The following is a 10,031-nucleotide window of genomic DNA, read 5'->3' as shown; positions in this document are numbered from 1 at the left end:
AACATCACCATCGTGGGTTAAAGCTTTTCTAAATGATGTAATTTCATTATTCTTAGAATCAAACACCTTAATTACAATATTGCCAATTGGTGAGAATAGTGGTTTAAGGCTCCATTCGTCATTATTTCTATATCTAAAAATCCCTTTTACATGAACCACATCACCAGGTTTATATAAATATCTATCAGTAAAAAGCAGCATCTCTGGCCTGTTTATATGATAGCTTGATCCCCAATACCTTTGAGGTATTGAGAAGGTATTAATATTGTTATCATCATACTCATCATACTCGTCATCATAACTTTCTTTAGCTTTAGAATAATAAAACCTACTTTCAGAATGTTTCACCAGATAAAACTGGCACTTACTATTAGGTATAATAGCAACACCTTTACTATCGGTTATGCTTGCTGGACTAGTACTATAACTATAAAACACCAAAGCACCTTCAAGCGGTTTATTATCAAGAAGCGATCTAACGTGAAAAAGGATATGATTTTTCGTTTCTTTTACCGTTACCCCAATATCTGAAATTTGTATTATTCCACTATACATTTCTTTTGATTTGCTATATGGATTTTCTTCTTTAGGAATAATCTGATACACAAAAAGACCATGCTTTGCATTATGAAGTTTTGAAAAATCATATTTAATAGTTTTATACACATCCCATGACCAGTTTACTGAATATTTCTTTTCTTTTGCATATTCATCAAAATACTCCTTTGGGCTTGCTATATATTTTGCAATATCTGAATCATTTGTCAGTGATAAATATTTACACGTAAATGAAGAAACGTTAACCAATCGTATTGGGATTATTGTATCAAGATAACTTTCAATAATCATATTACCCGTGGGACAGGAAAAATATGAAAACGCATGTTCAAATGTAATTGTTTTTCTAATATCTTGACCCAGCGTTTGATCATAGTCATCTTTTAAGTTTTTGGCGATAGTTACTGTGTATTTCTTTTTGCCAATAAAATTGCCACTTATTGAAATTGTTGATCCAAATCTACTTATCTGCACGCCACCAGGATTAGGCGAAATTGTAATATATGAAGCAATTGATTCATCTTCTTTTAACTTAATAGGATTGTTAAAAATAAACTCAATTGGATAATCGGGATAAAAAGACGAGTCATTATTATATCTACCATAGCTAGATTGCACTTCCATCAATTCGAAAGGGTAAAAGGTTTCATAATTGCATGTAAACTTTGACTCCATACCTTTAACACCGCCAATTGGAGTCATTTCTCTGGATATTGTTAATTTGTATTGTGTTGCTTTTTTTTCATCTTTTGGTTTTACAATCACTGTTGTATTTTTTGTATCGTTTGTATCATACACAATGTCAAAATCAACTTTTGGACTTATGCTAATATTTTTTTTCAATATTTCCAAAGATACAGGGAAATTAAATTTCAGCGTAATAGGAGCATTTAACAATTTACTATCACGATACCAGTTACTGACCTCTAGAAGCGGCGTGACAAAATAATACTCCTTTTCCAGCTCTATTTCTTTATTATTCAACGTTATTTTTAAATCCTTTTTATCAACATTGTTAACTGTTACAGTAAAATAATACTCGTTTGCTGGAAGTGGATTCAATATTTCTATTATACAATTACGTGCATCAAGGGGTTTTATACGATATTCAAGTTTTGGAGTAAAGGTAATAATTAGCTTTTGTGCCACGTCCTTATTCATTGAATCAATATCCGAAATGACAAAAATATCCTTTGAGCTTTGTAGAGCCATCTCGGTATATGGTACTGACAAAGAATAATCAATGTATAGCTTTATTTCATTGTTACCAATTAAAATGGCAGTGGCAACAATAACACCTGATAGGATAATACCAACAACTAATACGACTATTATTTTCATTGGAACCCTCATGAAAAAACCTCCAAAAATTGTATTTATTTATACACATATGCAAAAAGGTATTCCTTCCTTAAAAGTTTTACTATAGAGAAAGCATTTTTATATGTACACATGCAAATATTGTTAAAAATTATTTTTTAAAATTTTAAAAATTATTTTATTTTTATTTTTTAATTGTATATCACTCTATTTGTATAAAGTATTTTAAACTATATTGTATTCCGCTTTGGCCATTTACACAATTTGATATTCTTTTTTTAAAGCTACGCTTTCAATTTGCTAAATTATTTATTTATCGTAGCCCATTGTAACAAGCAACTTGTATTTGTAAAGAATTTTTTAACACTGCAAAACAATATTAGTATTAATTTTTTTTAACCTTACAATGATATATTTATTTAAGCAACTCACTTATAAAAAGTGTCTTAATCCCCTATAATAACAAAGGATATTTTAACCTTTCGATAGCATTCACTATCCTATAGCTCAACTGATCATATATATGCTGAAACATCACTACAATTGCGTTTTGCCAAACATTAATTATATATGGGTGATTTTCTATTTATAGTTATAGCAACTTTTTGTTCAAAAATAAATATCATGGGTTTTGCAAAATTAAAACATTACTGTTACTATGGTTATATAATATTATCTATATATAATTTTATATTTTATAATATAATTTTTTATTGACATTATATTATTGTATTATTATATTATTTTTAATAAATTATTCCTAAATGGAGGAAATATATGAATTACTGGAATGAATACAGGTCCAAGTTAACAACACCTGAGCAGGCGGTCAAAGTTGTTGATTGCGGTGATGTAGTAGATTATGGTTTTTTCAATGGTAAGCCTGTTATACTTGATCAGGCATTGGCAAAGAGAGCGCCTGAATTAAAGGATGTATTAATCTATACAGCAGTAACACTTCCACCAGTTCCAGAAGTTATTAAGCACCCAGAAAGCTTTACCTATATCGATTGGCAGTGGAGCAAACTAACCCGATTACTTCATACACAGGTTGAAGCTGCTTACTACTGCCCAATCCTCTATCACAGAGCGCCATTTTATTATCGTTACTTACTTAACCAGGACCCACATGAAAATATAGATCCTGGTTATCGTTCATACTACTATAACCGCCCTGAAAAAAGCAAAAAAGTTAAATGGATTGCAATGCTGCAGGTTGGACCAATGGATGACCAGGGATTTTTTAATATAGGACCACAGAATTCTGAAACTTCGGCAAAAATTGATGCCGCAGACTATGTGCTTGTTGAAGTGAATAAAAATATGCCACGATGCCTTGGGGGCTCCGAGGAAGCTATTCACATTTCTCGCGTTGATTTCATTGTAGAAGCTCCAGAAACCCAGATGCTTTTTGCTGCACCCGACGTACCCCCAACCGAAACTGATAAAAAGATAGCTGAGCATGTAATGAAATTTTTATATGATGGCTGTTGTATACAATTAGGTATTGGTGGCATGCCTAACATGGTGGGGAAGCTCATCGCACAGTCTGATTTAAAGAATTTAGGTGGCCATACAGAGATGTTTGTTGATGCTTACGTCGACATGATTGAGTCAGGAAGAATGAATGGCGCAAAGAAAAACATAGACAAATTCAAATGTGTGTATACTTTTGCAATAGGCTCACAGCGGATGTATGATTTTATGCATAACAATCAAGCATTGGCATCGTATCCCGTTGACTATACCAATGATCCGCGTATTATTGCACAGAATGACGATATGGTAAGTATCTGTAATGCAATACAGGTGGATTTATTCTCACAGGTTAATGCAGAAAGCTTGGGATCAGGACAGGTTTCCGGCAATGGCGGCATGTGGGATTTTGTCCTTGGCTCACAGTGGTCAAAACGCGGTAAAAGCTTTATATGCCTTTCATCCACCTACACCAATTCCAAAGGCGAGCTTCAGTCACGCATTGTACCGCAGCTTCCACTTGCCTCAACGGTAACTATCCCACGGCAGATGGTTGACTACATTGTTACTGAATTTGGCGCAGTAAAATTGGTTGCCTGTCCCACATGGATGCGTGCAGAAAAGCTTATCAGCATAGCTCATCCAAAATTCCAGGATGATCTTATAAAACAAGCCGAAAAGATGAAGATATGGACACGCACTAACAAACAAATTTCAGGATAAGTTAAACTACTCAATCCTCAACAATCACCCAGTTATACCCATCAAATTTTACCATCAATTCATATGGATGCCCCAAGCGTATAAATTGAAACTTCACCACAGGTTTATTCTGTATCAAGAATTTTCGCGCTTCATTTTCAGTCAAAAGCTCAAATGCCCACCACACAGCTGTTTCAGCAATATGTTCATTGATATATCCCTTCCATCGGTATATTGATTTTTCAGGATGAATACCAGTTTCTGTGGGCAGCACTGTTATTGTAATCCACCTGCTATTTCGTACATACGAATAAAATATTTCAAGCCCCTCTAAATCTGTAGTCCATTGTTCAACCAACTGCCCCTGGGTGCTATCGCCAAAAAAAGGATTTTCCACGCCCCATTGGACAACCATATTGTGTACATACTCACGCAAACGTTGTGCCATGTGTTATCCCTTAAACTTTTTTGGTGGTTTTACAACTGACGCTCGCAAGAGGTTCAACCCCCTGCTGTGAATAGTATCTATGACCTCTTCAATTTTTTCAATCTTTTGTTGCTGTGTATCAAAAAGATCCATCTGCACATCTGCATTGCACACTAAATTAGAAACACGAACACCTACAAGGCGCACTTTCTTTTTACCACGCCCAAATGATGTATAAAGGCGCAGTATGTTTTTTTGCAGTGTTGCCATATCACGAGCATGCTGCTTGAGCGTTGTGCTTCGGGTGTATGTTTCAAAACCTTCCAATCGTATTTTCAACGTGATGGTCTTGAAGGAATACTCATCTTTCCTGACTCTTCTTACAACTCGGTGGCACAGTTCAATTAATGTTGCAATGATGCTATTTTCATCATTAGTATCAACATCAAACGTTGTTTCTTCACTTACCGATTTTGCCTGCGCGTATTGTTCCACAGGTCTGTTATCAATGCCCATCGCAAATTGAAAAAGCACACTACCCCATTTGCCAAGAAGGCTTTGAAGATAGCTCTCATTTGTACGCTGAATATCCCCAATGGTATAAAACCCCAATGACTCCAGATACTTCTGTGTTTTTAGCCCCACACCAAACAACTTTGAAATTGGCAACGGTGCTAAAAATTCTTTTTCATAACCAGGTGGGCATATCGTGAGTCCATCAGGTTTGTGTAAGTCAGATGCAATCTTTGCAACTAGTTTATTAGTTGCAATCCCAATGCTGCAAGTAAGGCCAGTATTTTCAAAAATTTCTTTCTTTATACTGTGCGCAATATTTTCCCTGCTTTTGAATATTCCCAGTGTACCGCTGCAATCAAGAAATGCTTCATCAATACTGATTTGTTCAATACATGGTGAATAGTGTTCCAATAGTTTCATAATTGTGTGCGATAGCTCAACGTATCGGTCAAACCGTGGGGGCAAGAACACAGCCTTTGGACATAGTGCATATGCCTTTGAAATGGGCATTGCCGAATGGATGCCAAATTTCCGTGCCTCATAGCTTGCTGCAGACACCACCCCGCGGCCCCTGCCACCTTTTGGAAGAGCTCCAACCACAACAGGCTTCCCCTTAAGCGATGGATTGTCCACTTGCTCAACTGAAGTAAAGAAGGCATCCATATCAACATGAAGGATTATTCGGCCCATGGATATACTATACTTTTATATAGTATTTGTGTCAAGAAAAAAAGTAGAATGTATTAAAGCATAAGTGTGGGGCATGCTATCGTGGTGGGTTTATCATTTACCGTAGCAAAAAATTTCATCATCTTGATGTGCCATCTATATGGGCAATCCCATCAAGTAGATTATTTGGATAATAAAAGCGATAGCTTTTAAAAAATCAAATGATACTTTGCCAAAAAATAATATATATTATACAAGTAGTTTGTAGATTATGCAATTGGTTATTCAATTACTTCAACCTCCGCACGAGCAGGCACCGATTGAAGCAATTTACCTTTTGCATTTGCTTCTACAAATACAGTTATTACATATTTCCCCGCCTTTTGATATTGAAGTGGTAATGAAACTTTCCCTGTATATATATTCTGATAATCTGCAGATCCTTCTTTACCTGTTGTGGTTTTGGAAAGCATATCAGGCTTTATTTCCACTAATTCCTTATTTCCATCACCCCAGTCTACGCTGGCTTTCATATCGACAGCTTCAGCATCAATTGAAATAATAGTAATGTGCAGCGCATAGCCCAATGCGCGCACTTCTTTTAATGATACCTGCACCGGTACTGAGAGTGAAATCTTTGGTGCTGAAATATCAAGCTCTTTGAGTATACTCACCGTATGAGACGATTCAGCAAATTCATTAGGATCAACACTTTGTGCACGCAGTAGCACAGTGTAGGTTCCCGGTTCGTTTACTGTATATCGTGTATTTATTGTTGCACTTTTTCCGGTAAAATTTGAATTTTCATATACTACCGTTGAGGAAAGTATCTTTTTATCTATCACATTGCCTTTACCGTCTTTCACTTCTTCAATTTTTTGTAATGTTACTGTCACTTTACCTATAGTGGTGTCAGGGTCATTGACTGATGCCTGTAATCTGATTTCCTGATTTGTTCCTGCAGGATTTGGTGTAATCTGTACATTACTTATTACCGGCGGTTGAGAACTTGTGCGTACACAAAATTGAGAGGGATTTTGCATTGCAAAAAGTACATTTCCATTTTTATCGTACACTTTATATGTACCACAATATAATGTTCCAGGTGTTAACCCTGTAAGCGTGTAGGTTGTTGTTTCAAAGCTGGGTATTTCAATGGTTTTTGATGGATTTTCAAGAATCAACACATACTTGCCAAATTCTGATTCTTTATACCACGCTTTCCACTTAAAAATAATTGAATTATTGGTAGTTTGTAAACTTGGATACACTGTTGGTGAAGTTGCAATGTCAATATATTTCCATTCTTTCTCTAACGTAATTATTTCGTGTAACTTTGTTTTATATTTATCCTTTGCATAGATTGTGAATGTATGCACACCATATGGTTGTCCACTCATATCGTATGTCTTTTTAATAATTGGCTTATTGTTTTCATTAAGTACCGTGTTGGCAATAGGTGATGTTGTAACACTGCCATCTGGTCTGGTATGAGTTATTGAATACTCAGCTGTCATATTGAGTTGACAATTCAATTCAAAGGTATTTGCCACTCTTGCAATTGATGATGCAAGTACAGATGGTGGAGTTGTATTTGCTTGACATATTGCATTGATCACATTCACGTCATCAGCAAATGATGTCACAGTAACTACAAAAGGCATGTAATCAGGAACCTGCAATGAATCCATTTGAGTTGAAACAACTTCTACTGTAAATGTGTGCTCATTGCTATCGGTATATCCTGGTAATGTTATACGAGCTATTCCCTGTTGATTTGTTTTTGTAGTAGCTTTTATGGTATTTCCTTCTTTTATAGTGACATTAGCATTAGGCAATACATTTCCTTTGTAATTTTTTGCTATTATGTTAAACTCAATTGATGTTGATTTCAATATTGCAGGTTTTGCAGTAAAAATTCCTCCAGCATCAACCTCTGCCTGAATTTTCACACTTGAATAACCTTCCTTTTGTGCTGATAGCGTAAAACTTCCCTGTCCCAACCAGTCACCATCAAATGCATAGAATCCTTTAGTATCGGTTGTTGCAGTCTTTGTCTGAGTTCCTTTTGTTGCAGTAATTATTACTCCCTGTAAAGGATTGCCACGGCTATCGTACACATACCCACCAGGTATATTTTTATATGCTAAAAATAATTCATTTTTTTGCATCAACCCATCCTGCTGTGCTGGCACGGTTATTGAAAGACTCCTATCAGCAAAATACGGGTGATTCACCACCGATACAGTATATGTTTTACCTTTTTCTAGTACAACTTGAGGCAAATACCCATTACTATCGCTCACATACACCTGACTTGTTTGACCTTGTGCAACTATAACTTCAAGATTTTTTGCCGGTTGATTGTTACTTGCTTTTATGCACTGAACATTCAACAGTGGAGCCTGTTTTGTAGTGACTGTGCCAACATATTCAAGAACATAAAGAGGGGTACCTGTAGGTTCAGTAACAATTACTCTTTTATTAGGATCATAAAATAACCAGGAAGCCACACGATAGTAATACAGCGTACCAGGTTCCAATCCTGGTACTGTTATGGAATGATTGGTTTCAAACACTCTGTCGCCCGGCTTATCATTAGAATCATAATATCCTTTAGCAATGCTTATATTAGTATAACTTCCATCAGGATTTCGGGTACCTTTTTTTACATAGCCAACATAGTTGTCCGAAAAATCCGAAGCCAACCCCAGAAACACTTCGGTTGAAGATGGCGCATTGGTTGGCCATGTGAAAGTAATTGTATTGGTATCAGCCACTACAGTGGGCAAATTCATTTGAAATGTACCAAAATCATATTGGACCTGTGTATTGTTGGTAAAATAAAATGACGATTTATCCTTTGTGGCAGCTTCTATGCTCATCTCGGGCGAAACTGAACCCTGGCTGTCAACGCAACTTGTCACAAATCTGTATGTAGTATTTTTTTCAAGCCCTGCAAACTGAACCTGATGCGAAGTGGTAAAAGTGGGTTCGGTTTTTTGTGCAACAAGCTGTGTGCCTTTATATACTTTTACTGTACCTTTCAGCATAACATCAGGCGATGCCCACCAGACAGTAGCTGTGGTAACTCCTGTTTTTACTTTATAATCAAGTATTTTTTCTGTACTCTTTGCTATTGGAATCTGTAGAAGACAATCCGAAGTAGATAACACCTTCTTAGCCTGTGAATACGTAACTACTTTATGTGAATTAATGACATCCCACTGAGGTGAAGACACAAGGGGAATTGTTCCAAAAGCAATCTTGAAATTAAGATTTTGTTCAAGGGTAAAATTATATGTAATGCTTTCAACTGTTACGTGCAACTGATCACCTTCTTTAATAAAAGCTGGCAACTTAATGTTAAGCGTGAAGTCTTCGTCGGGTTTGGTAAATGTTATTGGGTAGTTGCCACTCATTTTACCAGGTATCCAGTATTTAACAAGAACTACCAGTGAGTGGCCTTTGATTGTGTAGTAAGGATCACCTTTAATAGTAATTGATGCCATTGATCCCAGTTTTTCAAGCCCTTTGCCAATCAAATCTTTTGCAAATTTTTCTGCACCTGCATCATTAACTTTTTTTGCAGCTTTAATAGCTGCCAAGAGTGCAGTTTTTGAGCTGGATGGAACTTTATCAAATATCTTTGTTGCCAACTGTTCTTTTTTTTGATCTGATAGTAAATCTGCAACACTCAAACTGATAAGATCGCGTGTATCGTGATACTCAGCCTGCCCACCTAACGGCAATTTATTTTTTGAACTCATATTGACCCCAATCTGATCCTGTGCACTTGCTATGTAGCTTCCAACCTTTGGAATAAAACCAACTAAATCCCAAAAATCATAGGGGAGTTCAAACCATGGCAACACATCAGGCACACCCGATATACCAACAAAGCCAATTTCAATAGCATTGGGAAGATAAAGGCCAAATGCACTTTCAAATACATTAAAATTTTCATCTTTAAATGATGGTTTTATTTTTAGTTGTAATGTCTTAAATGCAACTGCCTGAGTATCATCCCAGCTAAAGTTTACTTTTACTGAATTTTTAAGTGCGATAGTTCCTGTTGAAAACCTAAATCCCATCTTCATTCTGAACACTTGCTGGGTTGGCATTGGAAGATATGGCGACCAGTACGTTTGTGGTGTTGGTTTATCCTGAAAGTTCCAGGATATACAGTTGATAAATTCTACATCTCTGGTTTGTGTTGCTGCATATAAAAAAGGAGAAAAACTTAATATAATAATGATGACAGCAAACAAGGAATTCCATCTTTTCATAGATAAAACCTCTTGTGCCAAAATTAAATTATGCTTTATGTAGTATTTATATAGTTCATAAATATACTATGTAT

The 10,031-nt window shown here is 35.8% G+C and carries 5 protein-coding genes; 1 reads left to right on the top strand and 4 read right to left on the bottom strand.

What is annotated here, in order from left to right; all coding sequences use genetic code 11:
* On the bottom strand, positions 1 to 1,899 hold a 1,899-nt coding region (locus tag N3F66_08925), incomplete at its 3' end, for a hypothetical protein (protein ID MCX8124272.1).
* Positions 1,900 to 2,655: 756 nt separating this feature from the next.
* Between N3F66_08925 and N3F66_08920 the strand changes: the two genes are divergently transcribed.
* Positions 2,656 to 4,077, top strand: a complete 1,422-nt coding sequence (locus N3F66_08920) for an acetyl-CoA hydrolase (protein ID MCX8124271.1) — start codon at positions 2,656 to 2,658, stop codon at positions 4,075 to 4,077.
* A 10-nt stretch (positions 4,078 to 4,087) separates the two neighbouring features.
* Here the strand turns inward: N3F66_08920 and N3F66_08915 are convergent, their stop codons facing one another.
* The 3 genes from N3F66_08915 to N3F66_08905 all read right to left on the bottom strand — a co-directional run bounded on the left by N3F66_08915 (position 4,088) and on the right by N3F66_08905 (position 9,957).
* The gene (locus tag N3F66_08915) at positions 4,088 to 4,504 is read right to left on the bottom strand and encodes a hypothetical protein (GenBank protein ID MCX8124270.1); all 417 of its coding nucleotides are present in this window, start codon (positions 4,502 to 4,504) and stop codon (positions 4,088 to 4,090) included.
* Positions 4,505 to 4,507: 3 nt separating this feature from the next.
* The gene (gene dinB, locus N3F66_08910; GenBank protein MCX8124269.1) at positions 4,508 to 5,689 is read right to left on the bottom strand and encodes a DNA polymerase IV; all 1,182 of its coding nucleotides are present in this window, start codon (positions 5,687 to 5,689) and stop codon (positions 4,508 to 4,510) included.
* Between the two features lie 260 nt (positions 5,690 to 5,949).
* The gene (locus N3F66_08905) at positions 5,950 to 9,957 is read right to left on the bottom strand and encodes a carboxypeptidase regulatory-like domain-containing protein (protein ID MCX8124268.1); all 4,008 of its coding nucleotides are present in this window, start codon (positions 9,955 to 9,957) and stop codon (positions 5,950 to 5,952) included.
* Positions 9,958 to 10,031: the final 74 nt, after the last annotated feature.

It is taken from the genome of Spirochaetota bacterium (genome assembly GCA_026414805.1).
Classification (GTDB): domain Bacteria; phylum Spirochaetota; class UBA4802; order UBA4802; family UB4802; genus UBA4802.
Note: the sequence above shows the minus strand (reverse complement) of the source record. Positions and strands in the feature narration are given on the sequence as shown.